This is a genomic window from Salinibacterium sp. NG22 (assembly GCF_015864925.1).
Lineage (GTDB): Bacteria > Actinomycetota > Actinomycetes > Actinomycetales > Microbacteriaceae > Rhodoglobus.
Genome location: NZ_JADYWG010000001.1, coordinates 1,404,011 through 1,430,200 on the forward strand (window position 1 = coordinate 1,404,011; position 26,190 = coordinate 1,430,200).

Annotated in this window: 20 protein-coding genes; 2 read left to right on the forward strand and 18 right to left on the reverse strand. The window is 62.4% G+C overall.

Annotation, left to right across the window (positions count from 1 at the left end):
* Window positions 1–11: 11 nt before the first annotated feature.
* The 9 genes from I6E81_RS06895 to kynA form a co-directional block, all read right to left on the reverse strand.
* Window positions 12–1,073, reverse strand: a complete 1,062-nt coding sequence (locus I6E81_RS06895; RefSeq protein WP_197106599.1) for an ABC transporter permease — start codon at window positions 1,071–1,073, stop codon at window positions 12–14.
* A complete protein-coding gene (locus tag I6E81_RS06900) occupies window positions 1,070–2,041 on the reverse strand; it encodes an ABC transporter ATP-binding protein (protein ID WP_197106600.1) in 972 nt (323 codons plus the stop codon). Before I6E81_RS06900 ends, I6E81_RS06895 begins: the two co-directional genes overlap by 4 nt.
* 114 nt (window positions 2,042–2,155) lie before the next feature.
* Window positions 2,156–2,725 (reverse strand): serine O-acetyltransferase, encoded by a 570-nt coding sequence (gene cysE, locus I6E81_RS06905; protein ID WP_197106601.1) that lies wholly within the window; start codon window positions 2,723–2,725, stop codon window positions 2,156–2,158.
* A gap of 70 nt (window positions 2,726–2,795) precedes the next feature.
* Window positions 2,796–3,734 carry a cysteine synthase A gene (cysK, locus tag I6E81_RS06910; RefSeq protein WP_197106602.1) on the reverse strand — a complete coding sequence of 313 codons (939 nt, stop codon included), beginning with the start codon at window positions 3,732–3,734 and terminating at the stop codon, window positions 2,796–2,798.
* Between the two features lie 168 nt (window positions 3,735–3,902).
* Window positions 3,903–8,162 (reverse strand): ExeM/NucH family extracellular endonuclease, encoded by a 4,260-nt coding sequence (locus I6E81_RS06915; RefSeq protein WP_197106603.1) that lies wholly within the window; start codon window positions 8,160–8,162, stop codon window positions 3,903–3,905.
* A 197-nt stretch (window positions 8,163–8,359) separates the two neighbouring features.
* Window positions 8,360–9,178: a PaaX family transcriptional regulator C-terminal domain-containing protein gene (locus tag I6E81_RS06920; protein ID WP_197106604.1), complete on the reverse strand. Its 819-nt coding sequence runs from the start codon at window positions 9,176–9,178 to the stop codon at window positions 8,360–8,362.
* A gap of 5 nt (window positions 9,179–9,183) precedes the next feature.
* Window positions 9,184–10,470 carry a kynureninase gene (locus I6E81_RS06925; RefSeq protein WP_197106605.1) on the reverse strand — a complete coding sequence of 429 codons (1,287 nt, stop codon included), beginning with the start codon at window positions 10,468–10,470 and terminating at the stop codon, window positions 9,184–9,186.
* Window positions 10,467–11,648: an amidohydrolase gene (locus I6E81_RS06930; RefSeq protein WP_197106606.1), complete on the reverse strand. Its 1,182-nt coding sequence runs from the start codon at window positions 11,646–11,648 to the stop codon at window positions 10,467–10,469. The genes I6E81_RS06925 and I6E81_RS06930 overlap by 4 nt, the downstream gene beginning before the upstream one ends.
* Entirely contained in the window at window positions 11,645–12,502 is an 858-nt protein-coding gene (kynA, locus tag I6E81_RS06935) for a tryptophan 2,3-dioxygenase (protein WP_197106607.1), read from the reverse strand. Before kynA ends, I6E81_RS06930 begins: the two co-directional genes overlap by 4 nt.
* A gap of 140 nt (window positions 12,503–12,642) precedes the next feature.
* On the opposite strand from kynA, the gene I6E81_RS06940 reads away from it, so the two are divergent.
* A complete protein-coding gene (locus I6E81_RS06940) occupies window positions 12,643–13,185 on the forward strand; it encodes an NUDIX hydrolase (RefSeq protein WP_197106608.1) in 543 nt (180 codons plus the stop codon).
* A 77-nt stretch (window positions 13,186–13,262) separates the two neighbouring features.
* Here the strand turns inward: I6E81_RS06940 and I6E81_RS06945 are convergent, their stop codons facing one another.
* The 7 genes from I6E81_RS06945 to I6E81_RS06975 all read right to left on the reverse strand — a co-directional run bounded on the left by I6E81_RS06945 (window position 13,263) and on the right by I6E81_RS06975 (window position 23,856).
* Complete coding sequence (locus tag I6E81_RS06945) at window positions 13,263–13,667, reverse strand: PGPGW domain-containing protein (protein ID WP_197106609.1); 405 nt, start codon at window positions 13,665–13,667, stop codon at window positions 13,263–13,265.
* A 24-nt stretch (window positions 13,668–13,691) separates the two neighbouring features.
* A complete protein-coding gene (locus tag I6E81_RS06950; RefSeq protein ID WP_197106610.1) occupies window positions 13,692–14,540 on the reverse strand; it encodes a hypothetical protein in 849 nt (282 codons plus the stop codon).
* A gap of 177 nt (window positions 14,541–14,717) precedes the next feature.
* The gene (locus I6E81_RS06955) at window positions 14,718–17,075 is read right to left on the reverse strand and encodes a DEAD/DEAH box helicase (RefSeq protein WP_197106611.1); all 2,358 of its coding nucleotides are present in this window, start codon (window positions 17,073–17,075) and stop codon (window positions 14,718–14,720) included.
* A 370-nt stretch (window positions 17,076–17,445) separates the two neighbouring features.
* On the reverse strand, window positions 17,446–18,489 hold the full coding sequence (locus I6E81_RS06960; protein WP_197106612.1) for a TM2 domain-containing protein: 1,044 nt from the start codon (window positions 18,487–18,489) through the stop codon (window positions 17,446–17,448).
* Between the two features lie 311 nt (window positions 18,490–18,800).
* Complete coding sequence (locus I6E81_RS06965; protein WP_197106613.1) at window positions 18,801–19,010, reverse strand: hypothetical protein; 210 nt, start codon at window positions 19,008–19,010, stop codon at window positions 18,801–18,803.
* Between the two features lie 103 nt (window positions 19,011–19,113).
* Window positions 19,114–22,269: an efflux RND transporter permease subunit gene (locus I6E81_RS06970; RefSeq protein ID WP_197106614.1), complete on the reverse strand. Its 3,156-nt coding sequence runs from the start codon at window positions 22,267–22,269 to the stop codon at window positions 19,114–19,116.
* A gap of 165 nt (window positions 22,270–22,434) precedes the next feature.
* Window positions 22,435–23,856, reverse strand: coding sequence for a PLP-dependent aminotransferase family protein (locus I6E81_RS06975; protein ID WP_197106615.1), 1,422 nt, complete (start codon window positions 23,854–23,856; stop codon window positions 22,435–22,437).
* 61 nt (window positions 23,857–23,917) lie between these two features.
* Between I6E81_RS06975 and I6E81_RS06980 the strand changes: the two genes are divergently transcribed.
* A complete protein-coding gene (locus I6E81_RS06980; protein WP_197106616.1) occupies window positions 23,918–24,568 on the forward strand; it encodes a YitT family protein in 651 nt (216 codons plus the stop codon).
* Window positions 24,569–24,647: 79 nt separating this feature from the next.
* On the opposite strand, the gene I6E81_RS06985 is transcribed toward I6E81_RS06980, so the two are convergent.
* Window positions 24,648–25,433, reverse strand: a complete 786-nt coding sequence (locus I6E81_RS06985) for a MerR family transcriptional regulator (protein WP_197106617.1) — start codon at window positions 25,431–25,433, stop codon at window positions 24,648–24,650.
* A 97-nt stretch (window positions 25,434–25,530) separates the two neighbouring features.
* Entirely contained in the window at window positions 25,531–26,172 is a 642-nt protein-coding gene (locus I6E81_RS06990; RefSeq protein ID WP_197106618.1) for a hypothetical protein, read from the reverse strand.
* Window positions 26,173–26,190 lie beyond the last annotated feature (18 nt).

The following is a 26,190-nucleotide window of genomic DNA, read 5'->3' on the forward strand; positions in this document are numbered from 1 at the left end:
AAGCCGTCTCCCTAAGCGATGCGGCTGCCGCGACTTAGCTTTGCCGCTGGGGTCTTGGTGCGAGCCCAGGCCCCAGCAAGCAACGCCCCCGCAAGGACGAGGTGAATCGCTAACCCCACAGCCCAGCTCGGAGTCGTGGATTCGATCACGCTGCGAGCACTCGGGACGTCCGGGTATTGCTCACTCTCACCAACGACGCACTCGCCGTAGCTGTACCCCGCGTCCTGCGGAAGTTGGGCCATACGAGTCGACAGTTTGAAGTAGCCGAAGAGGTCGGTCGGTTGATCGTTCGAGTCGTACGCTGTCGGCACGGCATCCGCCAGAATCACGTACGGGTTTGCCGCCAATGCGCCCCAGAACAGATCGAAGCGTGGCGTCTGGTACTCATACTCTTCGGGCGCCGAGCACGCCGTCGGCGCTCCGGCGCTGTCGTATTCAAGCGCGTAGCTTGAGGTCTGAGTTGCCGTCGTCTGCAGCGCCAGCCCCCCAAGAGTGAACGCGATGATGGTGCCGACGCTGAGAGCAGCGACCACCAAGTAGGTCACCACGATGGAGAACAGCGGGCGCGACATGAGGCCCGAAAGCCCCACCCCGACCGCAGCAACGACGCCCAGTTCAAGCGCGAGCACCACGATCGACACGACGATAGTGCTCACCGGAAGCTGGCCGGCGATAGCCGCATAAACGAGGAACGGAATAGCGGCCACCAAAAACGCGAGCGCCGTGATCCACGCCGAGAGAAACTTGCCAACGATCAGTTGGCCGGTTGTGATGAGCGTCACTTGCGTGGTTGCCAGGGTTCCGGCATCCCGGTCGCCATTGATGGCGTTGCCGCTCAGGGCGGGCGCCACCAGTGTGCCGAGCAGCAGCACGAAATAGATGACGGTGGAGTAGACCCCGGCAGCACCATTGTCGTCAGTGCCAAAACCATTCAGCGCGAATGACAACAGCACCGTCACCATGAGGATCAGCGCTACGAAGACACCGAGCAAGATATACCAGCTCGTAGTGCGCACGCGCTGGCGCAGTTCGAGCGAAAGAATTACTCCGACACCGGCGAAGAACGCGCTCATTTACTTTCCTCCGAGCTCAGGTCGATAAAGGCATGTTCGAGGTCGCCCACCGCCGGGGCAAAAGTGCTGATCGCAATGCCAGCACCCACCAGTCGAGCAAGCAGCGCGGATGCCGCAGCCTCCCCCTCAAGCGCAACAAGGAGTTCCGTGCGATCGGTCGCTATCGCAGCCTCCTCGATTCCCTCCGCGACGAGTGCCGCACGCAGGGCCACGACGTCGCTCGAGCGGATGCGCCAGGGACGAGCAGTGGCGCGACTGCGCGCCAAGGCCTCCGCGGACGCCGTGACGCCCTTCGATAGGTACACCGCGCCATCGGCCATTTCGTCGAGCTCCGAGAGCACGTGGCTGGAGACGAGGAGCGTTTTGCCTTCGGAAGCAAGTCGGCGAACAAGCGTGCGCAAATGACCGCGGGCAACCGGATCAAGACCCGAGGCGGGTTCATCGAGCAGCAGGACGCTGGGGTCGTGCACGAGCGCGCGAGCAAGGCTCAGGCGCTGCTTCTGCCCGCGCGAAAGAACGCGAGTGGGGCTGTCGGCAAGCTCGGTGAGGTCGACGAGCGCAATGAGTTCGCTTGCGCGTGCGGCCGCGGCCGTCTTATCCATCGCGTACATGCGCGCGGTGTAGCTGAGCGTATCGCGCACGCTGAGCGTGGGCCACGAACCGAGCACATCAGGCATCCACCCGAGCTGCGAGCGGACCGCTGCCGTCTCGGTGACGGGATCGTGACCGGCAATGCGGATGCTGCCGGCATCCGGTTGAAGCAGGGATGCCAGCATGAGCATGAGCGTGGTCTTGCCGGAACCATTGGGCCCGATGAGGCCGGTGACGGTTCCGGGAGTCGCGACGAAACTGGCGTCGCGCACCGCATGGACTTCGCCAAACGATCGTGCGACATTTTCGACGACGATCCCGCCGGGCGCTAGTTCGCTTCGTTCGGGCTCGATGGGCGCTGCCTCAACTGACGTCATAATGCTGAGCATAACTGACGAAACCGATCCTGAGGGTGCAGGGAGAACGGTGCGCTCAGGGGGCACTACGTGAGGCCGCCTGAACGCGAGTGGCTCTCCGCCGAGCGCGAGTGACTAGATGTAGATGGCGGGATCGATGTAGTTGAAGCCGTCTTTGGGGGCCTTAGTGCGGCCCTTGGGGCGCGCCACGGCGGGAGCCCCGACGAGAAGAGAATCGGCGGGAGCATCCGCCACCACTACGGCACCAGCACCGACGACCGAGCCAGAGCCGATCGTGATGTTGCCAAGAACGGCAGCCCCAGCGCCCACGACAATGTCGTTGCCGAGCGTGGGGTGACGTTTGCCGCCCTGTGAGCTCGTGCCGCCCAGTGTGACGCCATGGTAAATCAAGACGTCGTCGCCCACGATGGCGGTCTCGCCAATGACGACTCCGGAGCCGTGGTCGATAATGACGCGGCGGCCGATCTGCGCGCCAGGGTGAATCTCAACGCCGGTCAAGAAGCGCACGAACTGGGAGACCACGCGGGCAAGAAAGAATGCCCGCGCAGTCCACAGCCTGTGGCTCAAGCGGTAACCCCACACGGCGTGCATCCCCGAATAGGTCAGCCAAATCTCGAAGGCACCACGGGCTGCGGGGTCGCGTTCGCGCACGGCAGCGATGTCTTCACGAGTTCGAGCAAACAATAGAGGGATCCGTCGTTAGTGGTGGTTAGCGGCGTTGAGTTGAGGTGACTCGGTCTTAGTCGACAAGCCCCTAGTCGACGAGGTCTTCGTAGAGAAGAGTCGACAGGTAACGCTCGCCGAAGCTCGCAATGATGACAACGATGGTCTTTCCCGCGTTCTCGGGGCGCTTGGCCAATTCGAGAGCCGCGTGAACGGTTGCTCCCGAGGAGATGCCAGCGAGGATGCCCTCTTCAGCAGCGAGGCGACGAGCCATCGTGACCGACTGAGTGATGTTGACGTCGAGAACCTCGTCGTAGACATCGCGGTCGAGAATCTCAGGCACAAAGTTGGCGCCGATTCCCTGAATCTTGTGGGGGCCAGGAGCTCCACCATTGAGGATCGCGGACTCTTCGGGCTCAACAGCGACAACCTTGATCTCAGGGTTCTGTTCCTTGAGGTAACCGCCAGCACCCGTGATCGTTCCACCGGTTCCGATTCCCGCAACGAAGATGTCGACGGCACCGTCGGTGTCATTCCAGATTTCTGGGCCCGTGGTTGCACGGTGAATAGCGGGGTTTGCAGCGTTAGCGAACTGCTGTGCGGCAACGGCGCCTTCAGTAGCAGCAACGATTTCGGCAGCCTTCTCAACGGCGCCACGCATTCCTTCGCCGGCAGGGGTCAAGACGAGTTCTGCACCGAACGCGCGAAGCAACATGCGGCGTTCCTTGCTCATGCTCTCCGGCATGGTGAGAACAACGCGGTAGCCGCGGGCTGCCCCGACCATGGCGAGGGCGATGCCGGTGTTGCCACTGGTGCCCTCAACGATGGTTCCGCCGGGCTTCAGGGCCCCGGCCTTCTCAGCGGCGTCGATGATCGCAACACCGATGCGGTCCTTCACACTGGCCGAGGGGTTCTGGAATTCGAGCTTCGCCAGCACCGTAGCGCCAGCACCGTCTGTGACGGAGTTGAGCTGAACCAACGGGGTGTTACCGACAAGTTCGGTGATGTTCTTATAGATACGACTAGCCATGATTCAGGGGTTCCTTTGCAGGTTGGAGATCGATGGGAGCTTGCTCACCATAGTTAGTAGCAATCAGCAGGCCAAATTTATTTCATCAATCTGGGTAAAAGTACGAAAAGAGGGCCCCGCGTTGTGCGGGACCCTCTTCGCGTAATGCAGCTAGCTGCCAGCTTTCGCCTAGAAGACGAAGACCAGTCGCGGCCAGCTTGTGCTGGACTCCACGAGGTCGTTACCGGAGTACTCGACCGAGATCCAATGGATGCCGCGGCTGAGCTTCGGCAGCTTCAGCGAGGCATTGCCGCGCTTGTCTACCGTGCTCGTGCCGACAGCGGTGCGACCGTCATAGAAGGTCACCTCGCCTGCGGTCGTGCCATCCTTGCCGACCGAGACGCTGGCATCCGCCGTGACGGAGCGGTTGCCCCAGACGAACCAGGAGGAGAGACTCGAGCGAACACTCGAGGAGATCTTCTCCACCGATTGTGCGTCCGATTCTGCAACACCATCCGAGTAACCATCCTTGCTGGCCGTGACCTGCACGCTCAGCTCGGTTCCGATGTCGTCGGTCGTGATGCGGTACCGGCTGTCGGTCGCATCAGCGATCGGTGCACCATCGCGCAGCCACTGGTAGCTGTAATCGGCCGAAGCCACACTCCAGTTACCGTGCACGGCCTTGACTGTCTTACCAACCTCGACCTTGCCGCGGATGCTCGGTGCCTTCGTGTTCTCGATGGCTTCAGCAGTCGTCGCGACCTCGATGGGCACTACGACCGCAGTGTCGGTTCCCGCAACCATGACGGTCAGCGCGAGCGTGCCCGAAGGTGCGCCGGCGGGGATCGTAACGGTCACGCTAGCGCGGCCCTGCTCATCCGTGGTGTCGACGATGGTGCGGTCGATCGTTGCCGAACCGAGCACGTCTCCATCAACCGAAACCTCGACCGTGGTGGCGTCTGAGCCGCCGCGGCTGAAGGTGAGCGACGAGAGGTCGAGCGTGACGTCATCTCCGGGGTTGTAGCCGTCAGCATCCGGAGCCGAAACAACAGCACCAATGGCGCGCTGTTCGAGCGGCGGGTCAGCGATCGTGTTCTCTTCGAACCACTCGACCATGGACTGCAGGTCGACGCGCCCGCTGTCGGCGCGGTCGGTTCCCTCGGCGAGAGTAGCGAAGTTGTCGCCACCGGCCGCGAGGAAGGAGTTAGCAACCACCGTGTAGCTGGCTGCGACATCCACCGGAACACCGTTGAGGTACATCGCGGTTACTCGCTCACCCTGAGCCGCGGTGGGGTCATACGAGTACGTCAACCCTTCCGAAACTCCGAGCTTGAGGAACGGACGCTGCGCACCCTCGGGTTGCCACTGCTCTTCGAGAACTGACTTGATCTGAGCACCGGTCAGCGACATCGTCGTGAGCGTGTTGCCGAAGGGCTGCACGTTCGCAGCCTCGCGGTACGTCACTTCACCGTCACCGTCGCCAGCACCTGATGCTTCGTAGACGAGGTCGGTACGCAAACCACCCGGGTTCATGAACGCAATCTCTGCGCCCGAATCGGAAGCTGCCCACAGCTGAACGTCGGCGACGAAGTTACCGATGGTCGACTCGCCACCACGGTTCTCGGGGAACGGAGTTCCATCAACCGGAGTCTGCACCGCACGGTACATGCTGTCGGAAATTTCTCCGACCTTGGCGTTGCCGAGCTCGGCGGCCGCTGCGGTAGCCTCGTCGACAATCGCCTGAACAGCGGCATCCGGCTCGAAGCCCTCAATCGGTAGAACCTCAGCCTCGAAGTCGATGATCTCCTTCGTTGCCGGGTCGACATTGAGGTCGAAGTGGCCGTAGTTGGCACCGTACTGTCCGGCCGAAACCACCAAACGTGGGCGGTCCATGCCAGGAACGGTGACCTCGTGGTCGTACGCGAGGTGAGTGTGACCCGACACGATCGCTTCGACCTTCGGGCTCAGGCCCATGACGATCTGGCCAAAGGCCGAGTCGTCGGTCGATGCTGCGATGTCGGTGGATGCCGCACCTTCGTGAACGAGCAGAACGAGAACGTCTGCTTCGCCGTTGGCGTCACTTCCATCGGTGAGGTAGTCCGCAACACGGTCAACCTCGGTCACGATGCTGCGGATCTCGAGCGACTCGATGCCAGCGGGGCTGACCAACTCGTTCAGATCTTCAGTAACAGCACCGATGAATCCGACGGTCACGCCATCGAACTCCTGCAAGAAGTACTCGTCGTAGGCCGGAGCGTTGGTGTCCCGGTCGTAGAGGTTCGCGGCGAGGTAAGGCCAATCGGCAGCATCCACGATGCGGTCGTCAACGTCGGCACGGCCCTGATCGAATTCGTGGTTACCGAAAGAACTCGTGTCGAGTCCGATTTCGTTGAGCACGTCGATCGTGGGCTGGTCGTTCTGGATGAACGAGGTGAACGTCGTGGCTCCGACGAAGTCACCGGCACCGACGAACGTGGTGTTGGGGTTCTGTGATTCCCACGACCGAACCATTCCGGCGAGCATTGCTGCGCCCGGGATGCCGCGGTCAACTTCGATACGACCATGGAAGTCGTTCGTGGTGAGAATCTCGATCTCGACCGGCGCAGCCTCAGTGCTGAGGCCAATGCTGATCGGGTCGTGGTCGCTCGACCGGAACACGCTTCCCGCTTCGGTTGCTCCGAAGGCGTAGCCGCGATCGCCCCACTCGGGCGAGTTGATGTTCCAGACGGCAGCATCGGTCACGTGCTCGGCGAGCGAGGGCGAGACGATGATGTGGTCGAGCGATCCCAGTTCACCATCGAAGGTGTAGGTGTACTCGTTGTCGCCTTCAGCGGCGAGGGTGTCGACAAATCCAGCTTCGGTGAAGACCTGAATCGGGTCTTCTTCGGAATAGGCGTTGAAGTCACCGACGAGAACGACCTTGTCGCTCTTGGCTTCGTCAGCCGAGATCGAGTCAACGAGATCCTTGACAGCGTTGGCCTGCTCCACACGCTCAGTGTTGAAGAAACCCTGGCCGTCAGTCGGCTCGGTTCCCGAACCGCCCTTTGACTTGAAGTGGTTAGCGATCACCGTGATGAGCTCACCGTTCGACTCAAAGGTTTGAGCGATCGGTTCACGCGCGATGTCCCAGACCGACTCGTCAACAGCAGTGAAGCTGTCGCCAACCGGAGTGGCTGCTGCTGGCTTGAAGATGATCGCGTTCGTGATGAAGTCAGTGATGGCTGCATCGTTCAGGTCTGCTGGCGTGCGAACGTAGTCCCACGTTCCGGCGCCGGCGGCGGCATTGAGAGCACCGACGAGATCCATGAGTGCTTCGTCAAGGTCGCCACCCAACTTGATGGAGTTTTCGATCTCCATGAGACCCACAACATCCGCATCGAGCGAGTTGATAGCGGCAACGATCTTCGACTGCTGGATAGCGAACTCTTCAGCGGTGTCTGCACCACGAGCATCCGAGTCTTCACTCGTGAGTGTCGTGAAGTAGTTGTAGACGTTGAAGGCTGAGACCTTAAAGTCTCCACCGACAACGGGGGCTGAATCTTCACGCGGGTTCGTCGACTCGAACGTGGGCAGGTACTCCGCCGGGCTCGCATCGTTGATCGCGATGGTCGGCTGCAAACGCCAGTCATCGAAGCCGTAGCTCAGAACGTAAGGGTTCGCCGGGAACTCCACAGTGTCACCGTTGCGCACAACAGTGTCTGCTGAGAAATACGGCTGCTCCCCGGGGTGAGAACCGTTAGAGATTTGGATGCTGTAGCCATCATCGAGGAAGATGCGGCTGGCACGGTTAGCAGCGGCGATCGCGGCGGCGTCGGCTCCGGCATCCGTAGTCTCGGTGCTCTTGACGGCGAGCTCTTCTGGGCTGAGCCAGAGGGTGCCGAAGTTGTAGAGCTGGTGGCTGGAGCTCACGAGGTAGTCGCCCGTGGGAGCAACGAGCATCGACTCGAGAGGCTCCCGGTCGGCACCAACAACGCTCGCATCGAGGGCGGATGCCTCGACACGGTCAGCCGGGTCAAGGTCGGCGGCCGACGTCACGAGTTCGACGGCCGTGCCCGAACCGAGCTGGGTCAGCCCGAAGTATTCAGCGACGGGGCCGGTTGCGGTGACCTTGTCTCCGATTGACACTGCGGGGTTCGCACTGCCCAGGAAGATGAAGATTCCGTCGGAGGCGCCGGGCGTAGCATCGTTCGCCCCACCCGATCCGGGAGTCTGGATGACAATGCCACGGTAGCCGGAGGCCCCACGGTAGTCAGCGGTGACAACACCCTCGACGGTGACGGTGGTGCCGACCATGGTGCTCGAGGCTGAAGTGCCTTGAACGTCGGCAATAGTTGCTGTTGCTTCGGCCGCTAGGGCGGCCGGAGCGGTGATCGCGGTCAACGCGATGGCGCACGACGTGGCAAGAGCCCCGATCGTGAGCCGCGTTGGCCTGCTGCTTCGTGGATACATAGCGGGCAGTCCCCTTATGAATTGTGAAATCAACGGTCTACCCCCAATGGGGGTATGTCAGACGATAGCCCTGCCCACAGCTCATTCCAAGGTTTTAAACGAATTGCTCATGTGCGCGTAACCCGTTGTTATTGTGCGAAGCGTGCGGCCTCGCGACTCGGCCAGCTACCCGCTCCGTGCGTCGGTCTGCGACGCCGTTACTGGGCCGAATTGCGCACAAAAGCGTGCGCCCGCGCCGCCAACGAACGCGAAAGGCGACCGAAAAGATCGACGCTTGCCCGCCCCGGCCAATCCTCGGGCAACGCAGAATCCGGCAACCCCGGATCGACGTACGGGATCACACGCCACTGATCGAGAGCATGGATGTAGCACGCGAACGCTTCGGCATCGGTCGACGCCGGGCCCACTAGGGCGGAGTGCTGGGCGAGAAAACTGTCGTGCAATTCACGCAAGCGGTCGAGATCCCACCACTGGGCTACGGCATCCGCGAACGACTGAGTCGTCTCGGGCCGCCCCGCAATAAAGAGCGTTGCGCACTCACTCAGTTCGAGGTGTTCCAGAATGCGCAACACTCCTGGCTTGAGGTGCGCCGGGCAAATCCAGAGGCCGGTGGCGACGGTGCCGCACCCGATCCAGCCGAGCCTGCGACGAAGCTGGTGGCGTTCATCGCGGCGTGATTCGGGGATCGAAAACGAGATCAGACACCACGGGTCATCTTCGCGCTGCTGGCGAAAGCTGAAGACACGACGATCGCCGCTCTCGAGCATCGGCACGGCATCCGCGTTCACACGGTAGCCCTGTTGGCCATCGACCATTTCAGGCACGAGAAGGCCCTTTGATTTAACGCGTGCAATGGCGCTGCGGGCGCCATTGGCAGAGACTCCCAGCGCTTCCATGATGCGCACGAGATGCGCCGACGAGATCCAGCCACCCAGCTGACGCAGCTGCGAGCCCACAAAGGTGCGGAGCAGGGCTGTTGCACTCCCGGGGCGGGAGTCGAAGTCATCCAGAATCATGGCGGTTACTTGGTGAGCTGTGCGTGAATGACCTCGATGCCGAGCTGCACTTCGGCGAAGGTTGTGCTGAGCGGCGACAACCCGAGGCGGATGCCGTGAGGCCGGCGGAAGTCAGGAATGATCCCCTGTTTCCAGAGTTCGGCATTCACGGCGGCGAAGCTCTCGTGGTCGATCGTGACGTGGCTGCCCCGTTCGGCGGCATCCCGCGGCGAGCTGACGGTGACGCCGAGCGGCACGAGCAGTTCGTCAACGAGCGCGAGGGCGTACTCGGTGAGAGCGACCGACTTGGCGCGGATCGCGGGGATCCCCGCCTCTTCGATAAGGCCGAGCATGTCTTGCATCGCGAGCGAGCCGACGACCGATGGTGTGCCACTGATGAAGCGACGGATGCCCTCGTGCGGTGCATAGCCTGGGCCCATTTCGAAGGGGTTGTTGCTGCCCATCCAGCCTTGAATCGGCTGCGTCATGGCCTCGATATGCTCGGCGCGCACGTAGCCGAAGGCAGGGGAACCCGGGCCTCCGTTGAGGTATTTATACGTGCAGCCGGCGGCAAGGTCGACGCCCCAGGCATCGAGTTCGGTTTCAACGACGCCGGCGGAGTGACAGAGATCCCAGAGCACGAGCGCTCCGGCCTCGTGGGCGAGGGCGGTGATGCCGGGCATATCGGCGAGGTGACCAGAGCGGTAGGCGACGTGACTGATCACGACGAGAGCGGTGTTTTCGTTGAGCGCGGCCTTTACTTCGGCGGCGGTGACTCCCCCATCGCTGGCGGGATCGATCCAGCGCAGTGTCTTGCCGAGTTCGGCGGCGATGCCCTCGACAAGATAGCGGTCGGTCGGAAAGTTGCCGGTATCAATCACGATCTCGGTGCGTTCGGGGCGCGCGCTCAGGCCGGCGCGAATCAGTTTGTAGAGCACGACCGTGGTCGAGTCGCCGATGAACGTTTGGCCGGGTGCAGCACCGAGCGTTGCAGCGCCGAGACGATCGCCGAGGGTGAGAGGCAGTTCGTACCACGCTTCATCCCAGCCACGGATGAGACGACCGCCCCACTGCTCGTCAACGAACTCGGCGAGGCGAGCCGCACTCGCGGTCGTGGGTCGCCCGAGCGAGTTGCCGTCGAGGTAGGCACGCACTTCAGCGGATCGCACGAATTTGGCCGGGTATTGCTTCAGCGGGTCAGCGGCGTCGAGTGCTGCTGCAGCCTCGGCACTCGTGTCGAGTGGCGCGCTGGCCTCGGTGGGCGCAGCCGACGCGTCATCGTGCGCAGCAGTCGGCGCGTGGGTGTCGGTCATAGGTCGATCCTCCATGTGGTCGGGATGGGGGTTGTTGCGGTGGGAACAGCGCTGTCGCTGCGCCAAGCCGCGTGCGCGCGGGTCGCGCTCACGGCAAAGTCAGGGTGAAGCAGCTCACGGGCCGTGACCACGGTGGCGGTCATGAGCCACGACGCGAGGTCAGCGTCCGCGGTCGGTACCGTCGGCAAGTAGCTCACGGTGCTGCCGAAACCGGGCAAGCACAACGCCCGCAACAGGGCGTCGTAGCGCACCCCGGCATCCTGCAGTGCGGTCAGTTCGCGCTGGTTGAGGCCGGGAGGAAGATCGCCATTGCCCATGTCGGTGCCGTAACGAACGGTGCCGCCCGCGGCGTGAAAGCGTCGCAGGTTGTCGCTCGCAGTCTCGAAGTCGCGACCACGCTGGCCATAGCCGTGGATGTCGAGGGTGCTGATCCACGAGTGACGTCCGGCAAGAAAGCGGGAGTTCGGCTGCGCCATTTCAGCAATCAGGGCATCACTGAGTTTCTCGGTCCATGGTGTGTGCGCCAGGCGATCGGCCCCCGCAGAAAACGCCCGCTGCGCTTGCCCTGGCCCCTGCACATGAACGACAACTTCGGCGCCGCGACTGTGCGCGTACTCCACCAGTGCGCACAAGGTTTCATCGTCAATGACCGGGCCATCCTCGGCATTCAGCGCAACCTTCACAAAGGTCGCACCAGCGGCGAGCTGCTGCGCGACCGCCGCCATCGCCTGCTCACCCGTCTCCACTTCAGTAACCGCAAGCGTCGCCGCCCACGCACGATTCGCCGGGTAAGCATGAGGCGCGGTAATGAAAGCGCCCGCGTGGTTCAGCGCGGGAACCGCATCGTCAATCGCCCACTCGCGCAGACGCTCAGGATGCCCGCCCAAATCGTCGACCGCAGCGAGCCCGCCAGCCACGAGAGCGCGCGGCTCCGTCAATCCGAGATGCACGTGCGCGTCGCGAAAGCCCGGCAGCAGCACTCCCGGAAGACGCACCGCGGTCGGGATTGCGGCATCCGCTATCGCTCGGATGCCGTGGGGGCTGACGCGCACTGTGGCGGGGCCGTGCCATTCGCGCAGCCAATAGCCGTCGACGGCGTAGTCGACGGTGAGGGCTGACTCAGTGGTTGGTCCGGTCGCCGCAGGGAGCTGCGGAGCTGGGTTCGGTCGTTCGGTCACGAGCGGCCGATCTCAGTGCGCACGGCAAAGAGTTCCGGGAAGAAGGTGAGGTCGAGCGCCTTCTGGAGAAAGCCGACGCCGCTTGAGCCGCCGGTACCGCGTTTCGTGCCGATGATGCGCATGACTGTTTTCATGTGGCGGAAACGCCACAGTTGGAAGTTGTCTTCGAGGTCGACGAACTCTTCGCAGGCTTCGTAGGCAAGCCAGTGTTCGCCTTCGTTGTCGTAGATGTGGCGGAAAGTGTCGATGAGCTCGTCGTTTTGCTCGTAACCGCGCGTGACATCGCGATTGAGTACGGCATCGGGAATCTCGTAGCCGTGGCGGTTGAGGTAGCGCAAGAACTCGTCGTAGACGCTGGGCTCGGCGAGCAGCTTGCTGAGCAGGGCGTGGGCTTCAGGCTGCGATTCGAACACTTTCAGCATGCCGGCGTTCTTGTTGCCGAGCAAAAACTCGACAGCACGGTACTGGTACGACTGGAATCCGGATGAGCTGCCCAAGTAGTCGCGAAACTGCGAATACTCGCTCGGCGTCAGCGTTGCGAGCACTGACCACTGCTCGGTGAGGGTGCGCTGGATGTGCTTGACGCGTGCAATGCGCTTGAGCGCAATAGGGAGGTTGTCGCTCGCAATGAGATCGCGGGCCGAGGTGAGTTCGTGGATCACGAGCTTGAGCCACAGCTCGGTGGTCTGATGCTGGATGATGAACAACATCTCGTCGTGATGCTCAGGGGTGCTTTGCGGAGTCTGCGCACTCAGCAGCGTGTCGAGTTCCAGATACGAGCCGTACGACATCCGCTTACTAAAGTCGGTGACAATCTCGTCTTCCAGGGCACGTTCGCTGTGGTTATCAGACATGCCGATACCCTATTGCACTTTTGCGACGGCCGCCACACTTATGTTCGCGTGTTTCTGCACAACTACTCTGCAGGAGTGCATATGACGTCTCCCGCGGTCGCCACTCCGACGCCGAGACCCTCGTATCGGATAATGGCCAAGTGAACGTCGACGACTTCCTGACCAGCCTTGCCGCACTCCCGGCTTCACCCGCCCGCGAGTCCTACCTCTCCTTTGTCACGGCGGGTGGGTCGGATGCGCTCACGCGCGATGGTGGGCCCGAGCATGTGACGGCATCCTGTTTCGTCTTCTCGCCTGACTTCGAGCGCGTGCTGTTGTGCTTTCACCGCAAAGGACAGTTTTGGGTGCAGTTCGGTGGCCACATTGAGCCGCAGGATGCTTCCGTCGCGGATGCCGCACTACGCGAAGCTCGCGAGGAGTCGGGCATTGCCGCCCTCGCCCTCCACTCGGACTCGATCGTTGATCTTGACCGGCACGAGCTGCACGGCGGTTTCGCCTGCGCCGCGCACTGGGATGTGGGATTCGTTGCCATTGCCGCCGCTGATGTCGACTTCGCAGCCAGCGACGAAAGCGAAGACGTGCGCTGGTTCGCCACGAACGCCCTCCCCGAGAATGCTCCCGACAGCTTCCCCGCGAGAATTGCGGCTGTACTGAAAGCGGTCATTGACGATGCCGCCAACTAGCCAAGCGCCGATTAGAGCCGTGACTGCGGTGTCCGCAGCGCTTCGAACACGCCACGGAGATCGCTGAACGAGAGCGCTCAGTCTCCGGAAGCGTCGTGGTCGCCGACGCCAGCAACAGCAGCATCGGTATCGGCAGCGGCGGCAGCCCGCACAGCCGCCCGCCGTTTACGCTTCTCGTTGGCCGCGGCAAGCGCCTTACGGGCGAGGGCATTCGCTTTGCCGCTGGCCTTCTTTGCCATTTCAAACTCGGTGCCCAGAAGCGCGAGCCCACCGATCGCTACGAGAGATCCCGGCCCGGGCAATGGGATGAGCACCACACCAAGAGCGACGGTCGTGCCGCCAACAACACCAACGGTCGTGCGATAGACGCGGTCTGCCTTGGGGTTCTTGCGGATCGCCTCGCGCGTTCCATGAGCGGCGGAACTTGCCGCGTGCCCTACCGCCACACCTGCACGCGCGGCGACTGTTCGTTTCTGGTTCATAGGCTGATTCTACGAGTGGGTTCTCTACTCGCTAGCTGAGATCACGCCTTCGAAACCGGCGATGCGCGTCGCGACAACCTCAGCAGCTTCCTTGGCCTCGGCTTCGTTGGCGTCCATCAGCGCGGATTGGTAGCGAGCAGTGAGGTCGTACAGCGTCTGGATAGCGCCGGTCTCAACATTGCAGGTGGCCTCGATCACGGCGATTCGTCGGTTCTCGGCGCTGTCGCCATCTGACTCGTAGTCGAACTGAGGCATAGGTGACTCGGCATCGAATTCGAGCCCCTGCTCAACCATGCACTCCTTGGCCACAGCGAGCGCTGCTTGGCCTGGCTCCGAAGCGAAGGCGGCATCGTAGGCAGCGTCCGCGACCTGCGCATCAAAGGAGTAGCCGTCATCCAGATTGAAGCGTGTTCTCATTTCTTCTTTAGATTCATCGAGGCAGCGCAGCTCCTCATCGCTCGGAGTCGGGGGCACCTGGTCAATGAGGGCGGCAATCTCGAAACCGTACTTCTGAGCGAGCGGAACACTCCACAGCCCAAAGAGCCGATCCTCTTCGCTCGACACCGTCTCTGACCGGCTGTAACCAGGCAGCCCGCTCTCAGCAAGACACGCGTCAGTCAACACCTGCCACGCTTCACGCCGGAGTTCATCGACCTGCGGCGCATTCCGATTAATGGCATCCACCGGCAGAACAACGGTGCCCGCCTCGAAGTCGAGGGTGGCGGTCACGTGGGCGTAGGGCTCGATGTCGACGCCTGAAGATTCCAACCCGACAGTGCCGGTCGAGCATGACGACAGCAGAAAACTGGCGGCGATGAGCAGAACGCCCGCCGGAGTCGCGATCCGAGAGGTGTGTTGCGATCGAATACTCATCTGTGGTTACCCAACAATCTTGTTATTTGAGGTTTAATCGCAACAACGCGTGCGCTCCATAGAACCACGGGATGTCATGTCCGTCAACCACAGCGGACACATGCAGAAAGCCCCGGCTGCCGACCACATGAGTGGGGCATCCGGGGCTTTCTTATGCTCGAGTGAGCGGGGTGCTTGTTAGAGCGCAGCCAGCTTGTCGACGAACGAATCGCCAGGCGCTACGTCGACCGACTCTGCATCGATCTCGGCGCGGCCGAGGAGTTCGTCCATCTTGCGACGACGGTTGCGCGGGATGAGCGTGACAACAGTTCCGGCCTTGCCTGCGCGACCGGTACGGCCAGCGCGGTGCAGGTACGTCTTGTACTCCTCGGGGGCATCGGCCTGAATAACGAGGCTGATGTCATCTACGTGGATGCCGCGGGCTGCAACGTCTGTCGCGACAAGCACGTTGACCTTGCCGCTCGTGAGCATCTGCAGGTTGCGGGTACGACGCGACTGGTTAAGGTCACCGTGAAGGCTCGTGGCTGGGGTTCCACCCATGCTCAAGAATTCAGCCATCTCTTCAGCAAACGCACGCGTGCGGGTGAAGACGAGAGTCTTGCCCGTGCCGGCGGAAAGCTGCTTGATGATCGCACGCTTGTCGCGCTGTTCGATGAGCAGAACCTTGTGGTCGATCGTGGAAGAAGCCTGGTCTTCACCAGCAACCTCGTGCACGGCCGGGTCAACCAAGAATTCCTTGACGAGAGTGGCAACACCCTTGTCGAGGGTTGCCGAGAACAGCAGCTTCTGGCCACCCTCGCTGGTCTCACGCAGGATGCGCTGAACAGGCTCAAGGAACCCGAGGTCGCACATGTGGTCTGCTTCGTCGAGAACAGTAACCTTCACCTGGCTGAGGTCGAGACGACCCTGCTCGATGAGGTCTTCAACACGGCCGGGGGTCGCGATGATGACATCGACGCCACGGGTGAGAGCTGCAACCTGCTTGTACTGAGGAACGCCACCCACGATGGTCGTCGTGAACAGGCCAACGCTGCGAGCGATGGGCTGGATGGTGCGGTCGATCTGCTGAGCAAGCTCACGAGTCGGAGCGAGGATGAGGGCGCGCGGCTTGCGGCCCATCTGACGGTCCTTGCCACCGTTGTTTTCCATGAGGCGCTCAACGAGGGGCGCACCGAAAGCAATGGTCTTGCCCGATCCGGTCTTTCCGCGGCCAAGAACATCCTTGCCGGCGAGAACGTCGGGGATGGTTGCTGCCTGGATGGGGAACGGCGACTCTGCACCCATGGATGCGAGCTGACGCGAAATGTTCGAGCCGATGCCTAGGTCGATGAAGGACTTGCCTTCAACATCGCTGGCGGTAACGGTCTTGGCTACGAGACGCTCAAGTACAACGTCTTCTTGCTGCGAGTGCGACGACTTGCCATCGCGGGCCGGGTAGTAGGCGCTTTCGCGCGGCTCGGAACGCTGCGGACGATCGTTGCGGTCATTGCGGTCGTTGTACGACGGGCGCGAACCACGGTCGGGGCGGTCGCCATATGAGGGACGCTCGGAACGCTGCGGGCGCTCGTTGTAGGCGGGACGCTCGGAACGCTCGGGGCGTGCACCGCGGTCGGGACGGTCACCGTACGCGGGGCGCTCGGTGCGCTGAGCACGGTCGTTGTACGACGGACGCTCGGTGCGACCAGCGGATGCGCCACGGTCACCGTACGAGGGACGCTCAGTGCGGCCAGCGTTGCGGTCGTTGTACGAGGGACGCTCAGTGCGGCCAGCGTTGCGGTCGTTGTACGACGGACGCTCGGTGCGGTCGTTGTAGGAGGGACGGCCACCGCGGTCGGGGCGGTCACCGTAGGAGGGACGCTCTGAACGGCCACCAGCATTGCGGTCGTTGTACGAGGGACGCTCGTTACGGCCGCTCGAGTTGCGGTCGTTGTACGACGGACGCTCACTGCGACCGGCGTTGCCGCCACGGTCGGGGCGGTCACCATACGAAGGACGGTCATTGCTGCGCTGCGGGCGCTCGTTGCGGTCATTGCGGTCATTGCGGTCGTTGTACGACGGACGTCCACCACGGTCAGGACGGTCGCCGTATGACGGGCGATCGTTGCTACGCTGCGGGCGCTCGTTGCGGTCGCCATACGTGGGGCGTCCACCGCGCTCGGGGCGGTCACCCGACGAGGGACGATCGTTGCTGCGCTGGGGACGGTCGCCGTAGGCGCCACGTTCGTTGCGCTGCGGGCGGTCACCATACGAGGGGCGATCTCCGCGGCCGCCGGCCTCGGGGCGTCCACCACGGGCAGGCTTTTCGCGAGGAGTCCAGTCGGGGCGACGCTCGTCGCGTCCGCCACGAGCGGCTCCGGGCTTGCGGTCTCCGGTGCGAGCGGCACGGTCATCCGCGCTCCAGCGACGCTTGGGGGCATCGCCCTCATCGGCACGGAATCCGCGGTGACCTTCGCTGCGTGAACCGCCACGTTTGGGCGCTCCAGAGTTGAAGTTTTTGTTGCCACGACCAGTGGCAGGCTTATTGAAATTAGGCATTGTTCTTTCCGGGTTGTTCTTAGATGGAACACATCTAGTGCGTGGAGCACGCGCGCACGCCAACACTCACCATTTAGTTAGCGAGACACCGATTGGTTAGAAACCGATTGGCTGTCTTCTAATTAGCTTGAGTATTCGTACGCTGCACTACTGAACCCGGGCAGTCTTTGACCGAGGCCGTCACATACATTCGTGTGATTGTCACCAGTTGGATGGACTGGCAAACCGGCCCGCAAGACTTACAAACCCATACGCGAGATTTCGCGCTGTCTTGAGCCGACTTGACTACGTTACTCGATCGAGCCCTCAATAGCGAGGGCCGAGCGGATGCCGGGGTCAAGCGACACAGCCGCTCGACCCCAGCGATCAATTACTCGACTGCGAGCGTCCAGGCGCCGTCAGCGCCTACCGTGATCGCCGACGGACCCGTGCTCAGTGCAACGGTGCCATTGTAGGAGCCGATTTCGTTAACGAGGAGGCCAAACGCGAACGCCTTGTCGGTTTCTTCAATAATGGAGAAGTTGCTGTCGCCCGAGTGGGTAGCCGTGAGCTTAGCTGCATCGCCGTTGTACAGGAACACTGCGTCGCCGGTGCCGGATTCGGCCAGCAGGGGGGCTGCCGAAACAGGAGCAATAAGCAACGACCACGCACCATCCGCCTTGATCTGAAGCGTAACGCCGTCTGAGAGCGCATTGAATCCATACGACGTTGTGCCCGCGTAGTCTCCGATCGTATTCACCAACAGTTCGCCAGTGCTCTCGTTATCTTCGTTGAGTACTGAGACTGCGAAGTTCGACGCTCCGGCATGTGTAGCGGTAACGATTCCTGCTGTCGCGCCGATAGGCAGGTCGACAATGCTGTCGCCCGTGCCAGTCTCGGTGATGGCTTCGAATGTGCCGAAGGCGTCATCCGCCCAGCCCTGCACTGCCGGTACTTCTGGTTCAGCAGCCTCTTCCTCAGCAGCGTCCGACTCTTCTACGTCAGCGCTCTCCGAAATAGCGCTCGTGTCACTCGAATCAGTTGTCTCGGCGTTGCCTCCGTTGAGGCTCGACGTGACGATCGAGAGAACGATGAGTGCGCCGGTAACGATCCAAGCAACCTTCTTGTTCTCGTTGTACCCGACAAGCGCATTGCCTGCCTTGTCGCGCTGAGCCCCGCTGAGCGTGAGGATGATGTCAACTAGGACCCAGATTCCTGCACCACCGAAAGTGATGAGCTTCAGAATTCCGGTACCGACTTTGCCGAGGTAGAAACGGTCGACGGCGAAGAAACCAAGCAGGAGAGCGAAAAGCCACGTGATGACAAACGACTTGCCAGCGATCGGAGGTACTGGGGGCGCAGTCGGAGCTGCAGGAGGTGCACTATCCGGAATGTCTTGCGCGTTCGATTCGGGTGTAGGTGTGGCGTCTGACATTGAGCCTCTTTCGTTCGGGTAATGAAGAGAAACGCGCGCACTGTGATTCACGCCGCGCACGTTGTTGTGCGCGCACGCCGAGGCACACGACAACTGGCCGAGTGATGAGTGATCTCATCTGGCCGGTATCGCCTAGACGCCCCCGCGTGGTTACTTACTCACCCTGTCGGACGGCACTGACATTTGTTCAATTGAACGAGCAGATCAGGCCAAGTGGTCTACCGGACGGCGTGAAACGCTAAGCGAATGCAGCGATGCGGTCGCGCGAGGCACGCAGGCAGATCCCAGCCCGCCCTCGCCCACGTCGGTGACTAAACGTTGTGGTCGTAGGGAAGATCGCCGTTGGGGCGCGGCTCGGGCGGAACTGTCTTTTCAGCACGAAGCTCAAGCCACTTGTGGTGATCGCGCATCGCCCGACCAACCGCCAGACGGATCAGCCAATAGACAAGCATGGCACCCACGACTATCGCCAAGAGGATCAGTGCGATTGCGAAAGGGAAGTACCCCATATTGCCGTACATGAGTTCTCCGATTCGGTCTGCAGAATGTCTTCCACAATAGTGACAGAAATTCTGTTTCCCCACGGCAGCTGAACCGGCGTGGGGAAACTAGACCATTCAGGGATTACTCTGCGGTGGCAACCACCGGAGTCTCGCGACCGGCCTTCTTGGCCGCACGACGACTCTTGCGATCGGTGCCGGCCGCCTTCTTGTCTTCGCGACGTTCCTTGGCGCCCTCAACGAGGTAGTAGAGAACGGGAAGCACCACGAGGGTGAGAACCGTCGAGGAGACGAGTCCACCGATCACGATGATGGCGAGCGGCTGGGAGATGAATCCGCCCTGGCCGGTGACACCAATGCCCAGCGGAAGGAGCGCGAAGATCGTGGCCGCAGCGGTCATCAGGATGGGGCGAAGTCGACGCGATGCACCCTCGATGATGGCTTCGCGAGCGCGCATGCCCTTCACGCGGTACTGGTTGATGAGGTCGACGAGCACGATCGCGTTCGTCACGACGATACCGATGAGCATGAGCACACCGATGAGCGAGGCGACACCGAGTGGGATGCCCGAGATCACCTGAAGCGCAATGGCACCGGTTGCCGCGAAGGGCACCGAGACCAGCAGCAGCAACGGCTGGCGCAGGCTCTTGAAGGTTGCCACCATCACGACGTACACGATGAGGATTGCGACCAGGAGCGCGAGGCCGAGCTGCTGGAACGCATCCGTCTGCTCCGTAGCGACACCACCCAGTTCGGCAGAAGCGCCCGCGGGCAATTCTGCTTCATCAACAGCGGCAGCAACCAGGGCGGATGCCGTTCCCACGTCGTCACTGCTCGGCGTCACGCTCAAGGTCGCACTGCGTACGCCCTTAACCGAGGTGATGCTCGCGGGGCCGTCATCGACGGACACTGTGGCGACATCCGTCAGCGGGATGAGCCCGGTGGCACCCGGGATCTCGAAGTCTTCCAACTCTTCAATCGTGGTGGGCGCAAGGTCATTGAGAATGTAAATCGAGAGCGTCGATTCGTCGATGACGGCGCTACCGACCGCATTCGGGTTCATCGCACCGGTGACGATTCCGCCAACTGCAATTTCGCTCAGTCCGACCTTCGCGGCCTTGTCACGGTCAACAACGATCGAGATGAATGGCTGCTGTTCAGACAGGTTGCTCGTGGCTTCGGCGACGACGTCGAGGTCGCGCACCTGCTCGAGCAGGGCATCCGATGCTTCGCGCAGTTCAGAATCGCTGGTGGCGGTGAGGTTGATCTCGATGTCGCTCGAAGCGAAGCCACTCGATGCCGCGGCAAGCGTGATCTCGCCCGCATCCTCGATGTCGGCAACAGCCTCGCGCACGTCTTCTTGCAGCTCGGTCTGATCGAGGTCGGGGTCGGTGGTGAGCGAGAACGCGTTCGCTCCGCTGCCGGTGAACGCGGCCCGCAGCGAGCCGCCGCTGGAACCGATGGAGAGCTGCACGGTCTCGATGCCGTCGAGGTCCATGAGAACCGCTTCAACCTTCTTGGCGGCTTCGTCACGAGCTTCGAGGCTTGCACCGAGTGGCAGCGACTGGTTGACGGTCAGAGTGTTTTGTCCGCTGTCGCCAATGAAGTTGGTCTTCATGAACGGCACGAGTGCCACGGTTCCACCGAGCAGGAGAACAGCAGTCATGAGTGTGGCAACGGGGCGCTTGAGCGTCCACTTGATTACGGGCAGGTAGCCACGCTGCAGGGCGTTGGTCTTCTCTTCCTGAGGCATACCCGCTGCGTGCGCGTGCTCGACAGCGTCTTCGGTGTGGCGCGGCACAGCCTTGTTGCCGAGGAACCAGTAGGCGAGCACCGGCACGATCGTGAGCGACACGAAGAGAGATGCGGCGAGCGCGATGGCGGTCGTCAACGCGAACGGGCGGAACAACTCTCCCGTGATGTCGCCGACAAGGGCCAGAGGCAAGAACACCGCGATGGTCGTCACGGTGGAGGCCGTGATGGCTCCCGCAACTTCCTTCACCGCGGTCTGGATGGCCTGAAGCTTGGGCTCCCCCATCGAGACGTGTCTCTTGATGTTCTCGATGACCACAATCGAGTCATCCACCACTCGACCAATCGAGATCGTGAGGGCTCCGAGGGTGATGATGTTGAGGGTATAACCCGATACCTGCATACCGATAAAGGTGATGAGCACGGATGCCGGAATCGAGATCGCGGTCACCAGCGTCGATCGAATCGACAGCAAGAACACCAGAATCACGATCACGGCGAAGACGAGACCGAGCAATCCCTCGGTGGTGAGGCTGTCGATTGATTCTTGGATGAAGGGGGCCTGGTCGAAGACAACCGTGAACTTGGTGTTGTTGCCGAGGGCACTCTCGAGGTCAGGGATCGCTTCGAGAACGGCTTGGGACACAGCGACGGTGTTGCCCGCGGGGCTCTTCGTGATCGCGATCGTGAGCGAAGGCTCACCGTCAACGCGCGAGATTCCGGTGGCGGGATCGTCGATGACGTCGACTGTCGCTACGTCTGAGATGGTGACGACGTCGGTGTTCGAACCGCCGAGCAACGGCAGTTCGGCAATGCCGTCTGCCGTCGTGATGCGCTGACCCGCCTGCACCGTGAGGGTCTGGCCATCTTCGGTGATCTCACCGGCCGGCAACAGCACGCCGTTGTCGTCGAGCGCAGAAATGATGTCCTGGTTGTTCAGACCGTTGAGGAACAGTTCGTCTTGGTCGGGAGTGATAACCAGGCGCTGAGTAGACGTGCCCAGCAGGCTTGCGTCACTGACGCCATCCAACTTATTGAGCTCAACGAGAGTGGATGCTTCGAGCTTGCTGGAGAGCTCGAGAGGGTCGAGGTCGCTCGAGACCGCGATCTGCACGACCGGAAGATCGGTGAAGTTGAAGGTGAACACTTGAGTGTCGGCGGAGTCGGGAAGCTGGCCAGAGATGCGGTTGATGGCGAGCTGAATCTTCTGCTCAGCTGTGGCGATGTTGGTGCCGTATGCGAAGGAAGCCGAAATGTTGGCGAAGTTCGAGTTCGAGGTTGCGGTCGTCGACTCAAGCCCCTCGACGCCCTGGATGGCTGCCTCAAGCGGGCCAGCCAAGTCCTTATCGACAACCGCCGGCGATGCGCCCGGGTAGGTAGAGACGATGAAGATCTGCGGCAGCGACAGCGACGGAATGAGTTCTTGCTTGAGCGATGTCAGCGCAACGCCACCGAAGATTCCGATGACAATTGTCACGAGGGCGATGAGCGCTCGGTTACGCAGGGAGAAGACAGAAAGCAGATGCACGAGGGAACTTTCGTTGCTGTTAAACGCGGGCGCGGTCGCAAAAACCACTTCTTGGTTAGGTCAATTCTCTCAGCACGCTGAGTATTCCGCGTACTCTCGCGAGATTACATCTGCGTTAAACCCGCAGCGCTGCAACCGCGGTCGGCGCGTTCTCCGCAGCGCGGTTTAGACGACGTTCGCGAATTCACTGCTCGCTGGCGAGAACGGATGCCGCATCACCGTCGACCACGCTGCGGCGAGCGCCGAGACGCCCTGTTCCAGGTCGGCGGCGCCCCCGCTGAAGGGGATGCGCAGGAAGCGTTCGAAGGCGCCATCCATACCGAACCGCGGACCGGCCGCGATCACGAGCCCTTCGTTGCGGGCGGCGAGCACGAGTTGCGAGCTGACAGGTTGGCCGAGGCCGATCCACGCGGTCATTCCGCCGGGGGTGTGCGGCACCTGCCAGGACGGCAGTTGCTCGGCGAGCAGAGCGGAGAGGTGCTCGCGGCCAGCGCGCAGGGAGGTGCGGCGAGCATCCAGAATCGACGGGAAGGTTTCAAGGATGTTCGTGACCACAAGTTGTTCGAGCAGGGGCGTGCCGAGGTCACCGGCGGAGCGAGCACGAACGAGTTGGCGGATGGTGGCGTGGTCGGCGCGGATCCAGCCTGTGCGCAGCCCGCCCCACACTGTCTTGCCAACCGAACCCACCGAGATCGCGTTGCCATGAGCGGCGAAGGGCAGTCGGATGCCGTTGCCGTCCAGATCGAGTTCGGCCATTGTCTCGTCGGCGATGACTGCGGTGCCGTGGCGTTCCGCGAGGGTCAGTATTTTTTCGCGCAACTCTTCGGGCATCGACTGACCGGTCGGGTTGTGGAAGTCAGGCATGAGGTACGCGAGCGAGGGGCTCGTGCGTTGGATTGCCTGCTCAACAGCGATGGCATCCCAGCCGGTTTCGGTCGAGACTCCCACCGGCACGAGTCGCGCGCCAGCTGCCCGGAGCGCGTCGAGGGCGTGCGGGTAGCTCGGGTTTTCCATGAGGGCACGGTCACCGCGTGACATGAGGGTGCGAGAAATCAGCGCTATGGCGTGCTGGGCGCCGAGCGTCACCATGATTTGGTCGGGGCTCGTCGGCAGACCGCGGTCGGCATAGCGCTGGGCGATTGCCTCACGTAGCACCGGGATCCCTACCGGGTCGAAGCCCGACTCCCCCAGGTAGGCCGGCAGTTGTTCGGCAGCACGACGGGATGCCTCAATCACCTCGGGAGCGGCCGAAATGGTCGACTTGCTGAAATCGAGCATCTGCGGGGCAGCCGAATCGGGGATCAGGCTTGCGCGATGCGGCAACTGGGCAACACTGCCCGACCCCCGCGTGCTCTCGACGTAACCGCCCTCGCGGAGCGCCGAATAGGCCGCCGTCACCGTGGTGCGGCTCACCCCGAGAGCGAGCGCCAACTCGCGCTCGGCGGGCAGGCGCGTCGAGGTCAGAATGCGGCCATCCATGATGAGAAGTCGGATGCGGTCAGAGACGGCCAGATAGGCAGCGTTCGATCCACTCGCACGCCACTCGCCCATCATCACGACCAATGCACGGGCAGAAAGGCTATTCATGAGGCCAGAATACCGTGATTGGACTCTTGTTCCGAGTCCAATTCCGTAATTGGATACTTACATGACTCCCCGCCTCACCATGACACGACGAATCGTTCAGCTCGGCACCGGCCTCTTCCTCTACGGCTTCGCCATCGCGCTGATGATTCGTGCGGAGGTCGGGGTCGCCCCGTGGGACGTCCTCGGGCAGGGCGTCTCGCTCAGCACCGGCATCCCCTTTGGCTTCGTCACCAACATCATTGGCCTCATCGTGTTACTGCTGTGGATCCCGATCCGCCAGAAGCCCGGCATCGGAACCGTCTTCAACGTGGCGCTCGTCGGCCCCAGCGCCCAACTTGGATTGTGGATGCTGCCCGAGATTGAGGGACTTGCCCTGCGCATCCTCGTCTTCGTCGCTGGCCTGCTGCTGCTCGGAATTGCGACCGGCCTCTACCTCGGAGCACGCTTTGGGCCCGGCCCGCGCGATGGCCTCATGACCGGCATCCACCACCGCTATGGCGGCAAGATTTGGATCGTGCGCAGCAGTATCGAACTCGTCGTACTGACGATCGGCGCGATCCTCGGCGGAAACCTCGGCTGGGGCACGCTCGCGTTCGCGCTCTTGATCGGCCCGATTGTGCACTTCACGATTCCGCGCCTCATGGTGCCGGCCGCCGTCTCTGGCGAGAGCGTGGAGACGCCGGAGCCGAGCCCCGACGTCACCGTCCCGTAGCGGCGCCGCACCCTCGCAGCACGAGCAACCGCCGCAACCGGCCGCAACCCGCCCGCGTGCGACAGATCAGCGGCGCGAACTAGCTCCAGCGTGTGGCCGCAAATGCAACCATGGCCGCGCGCACGAACTCGGCGCCCGCCTGCCCGCCGTAGTTACGAGCGAAGCGGGGATCAGCGACATACAGGTCGGCAAGCCCCAGGTAATACTCCCGGGGCGGCCCCGCTTTTGCTTCGCTCGGAGTGCCGGGGATACCGACAAGCGCATCGAACTGACGCCGTGCGAGCACCTGAGCGGCGTCGCTCTCGGGGTCGTCGCCGCGCTCGGCAGCAGCGGCCCAGTCGGCCGCCAACTGATTCTGGCGCGCAGTGAACTCGGCGCGTTCGGCGGCGCTCATTGCCTTCCACCAGGTGTTGCTCGCGGCGTAAGAGTCGGAACCCCAGCGCTGCTCCACTTCGTCTTTGTGAGCGGTGTGGTCGAATCCGTCGAACATTTCTTCAGCCATGAGTGGCTCTCCTTCTGCGAGTTTATGGATGGTGCTGGTCACCGAAGCAATGAGCCGATCGATGCGCTGCTTCTCACTTTCGAGCAGGTGCACGTGGTCTCTGAGCGCGGCGGTGTCATCCCGCTGCCCGGCGAGAACCTCGGCAATGGCCGGAAGGCCGAGCCCGAGTTCGCGCAACAGCAGAATGCGCTGAAGGCGAGCGAGAGCATCCGCGTCGTAATAGCGGTAGCCGTTGGTGCCCACTCGGCTCGGTTTCAGCAGCCCGGTGTCGTCGTAGTGCCGCAGCGTGCGCGATGTCGTTCCGGTGATGCGGGCGACATCGTTGATCGAGCGGTCGGCGAGTGGTGGGGTGTCGTGGGCCATACCTCGACAGTAGAGGTTGACGTTACGTCAATGTCAAGCATGCGCCTTTTCCGGCGAACCCCACTATCCGGGCAACCGGGCTATTCGGGCAACCGGGCTATTCGGTGAATTTCACCGGAACGTAGACATCCTGCACCCGGTCATTGAGCGCCGTGTGGTCGTTGCGGGTGAAGATGCCGCACTCGTTGGTGATGCAGTCAGCGTCCTCGCCGAGCGGGTCACCGAGCTCGAGGTAGGCCGTAAAGGTGCCGGTGGCGGTGTCGTCATAACTGCGAGCGCCGAAGAGCCGCCACGCCCAATCGGCGTTGATCCAGTTGCTCGGGGCCCACTGCACGGTGCCTTCGGCCACGTTTTCTTGCTGCTGCGACGGCACTCCGCCGATGCAGGGCCCTGGCTTGTCTGCGGGTGTTTCTGGGATGACGCACACGGCAACGTACACACCCTGCGTGCCGTCGTAGCCGGTTCCCGTCACGACCACCCGTTCGTCACGAACGAGTGCTTCGGTGTCGATGGGTTCGCCGTTTTCACCGGCGAGGCTGAGCGTGCGGGTGCGACCGTCATCCCCCTCGGCGGTGACCGAGAGCGGCCATTCTCCATCGACGAGCTGCTGGCTCGACTGGCCCGCGCTCTCGTGCGTGAGAATCGGCACGACGATGATGGCGATGGGCACGAGCAACACCACAACTACGGCGAGCACGATCCACGGCCAACGGCGGCGGCGCGCAGCAGTTCGGGTCATGGCTTCAGTCTAGGACTG

What these genes read in the sequence shown, in the direction of transcription:
- I6E81_RS06965 (WP_197106613.1), bottom strand. Translation starts at nt 19,010, where the DNA reads ATGTACGGCAATATGGGGTACTTCCCTTTCGCAATCGCACTGATCCTC.
- I6E81_RS06990 (WP_197106618.1), bottom strand. Translation starts at nt 26,172, where the DNA reads ATGACCCGAACTGCTGCGCGCCGCCGCCGTTGGCCGTGGATCGTGCTC.
- I6E81_RS06955 (WP_197106611.1), bottom strand. Translation starts at nt 17,075, where the DNA reads ATGCCTAATTTCAATAAGCCTGCCACTGGTCGTGGCAACAAAAACTTC.
- I6E81_RS06920 (WP_197106604.1), bottom strand. Translation starts at nt 9,178, where the DNA reads ATGATTCTGGATGACTTCGACTCCCGCCCCGGGAGTGCAACAGCCCTG.
- I6E81_RS06975 (WP_197106615.1), bottom strand. Translation starts at nt 23,856, where the DNA reads ATGAATAGCCTTTCTGCCCGTGCATTGGTCGTGATGATGGGCGAGTGG.
- I6E81_RS06950 (WP_197106610.1), bottom strand. Translation starts at nt 14,540, where the DNA reads ATGAGTATTCGATCGCAACACACCTCTCGGATCGCGACTCCGGCGGGC.
- I6E81_RS06925 (WP_197106605.1), bottom strand. Translation starts at nt 10,470, where the DNA reads ATGACCGACACCCACGCGCCGACTGCTGCGCACGATGACGCGTCGGCT.
- I6E81_RS06980 (WP_197106616.1), top strand. Translation starts at nt 23,918, where the DNA reads ATGACTCCCCGCCTCACCATGACACGACGAATCGTTCAGCTCGGCACC.
- I6E81_RS06945 (WP_197106609.1), bottom strand. Translation starts at nt 13,667, where the DNA reads ATGAACCAGAAACGAACAGTCGCCGCGCGTGCAGGTGTGGCGGTAGGG.
- I6E81_RS06985 (WP_197106617.1), bottom strand. Translation starts at nt 25,433, where the DNA reads ATGGCCCACGACACCCCACCACTCGCCGACCGCTCGATCAACGATGTC.
- cysK (WP_197106602.1), bottom strand. Translation starts at nt 3,734, where the DNA reads ATGGCTAGTCGTATCTATAAGAACATCACCGAACTTGTCGGTAACACC.
- I6E81_RS06895 (WP_197106599.1), bottom strand. Translation starts at nt 1,073, where the DNA reads ATGAGCGCGTTCTTCGCCGGTGTCGGAGTAATTCTTTCGCTCGAACTG.
- I6E81_RS06900 (WP_197106600.1), bottom strand. Translation starts at nt 2,041, where the DNA reads ATGACGTCAGTTGAGGCAGCGCCCATCGAGCCCGAACGAAGCGAACTA.
- kynA (WP_197106607.1), bottom strand. Translation starts at nt 12,502, where the DNA reads ATGTCTGATAACCACAGCGAACGTGCCCTGGAAGACGAGATTGTCACC.
- I6E81_RS06915 (WP_197106603.1), bottom strand. Translation starts at nt 8,162, where the DNA reads ATGTATCCACGAAGCAGCAGGCCAACGCGGCTCACGATCGGGGCTCTT.
- I6E81_RS06960 (WP_197106612.1), bottom strand. Translation starts at nt 18,489, where the DNA reads ATGTCAGACGCCACACCTACACCCGAATCGAACGCGCAAGACATTCCG.